At 60.1% G+C, this 268-nt stretch carries 1 pseudogene; it reads left to right on the top strand.

Going from position 1 to position 268, the window contains the following annotated elements:
* A pseudogene (locus M3090_RS15780) lies at positions 1-268 on the top strand (conjugal transfer protein TraG); the annotation flags it as partial.

Here is a 268-nt window from a genome sequence, read left to right as displayed (position 1 = left end):
AGCTGCCGACCAGCTCATGGGGCAGATTGCTTCGGCCAAGATACCGCTCTCGCGCATGATTTCCCCGGCACTCTATTGGGTGATGTCCGCCGACGAGTTCTCCCTCGACATCAACAACCCCGACGAGCCGAAGGTGCTCTGCATCGGCAACAACCCCGACCGGCAGGCCATCTACGGGGCTGCACTCGGACTGTACAACTCGCGCATCGTCAAGCTGGTGAACAAGAAGGGCAGGCTGAAAAGCTCCATCATCATCGACGAGCTGCCC

The sequence above is a fragment of the Bacteroides sp. ET71 genome, assembly GCF_023336905.1.
GTDB lineage: Bacteria > Bacteroidota > Bacteroidia > Bacteroidales > Bacteroidaceae > Bacteroides.
This window is presented reverse-complemented; position numbering and strand designations above follow the sequence as displayed.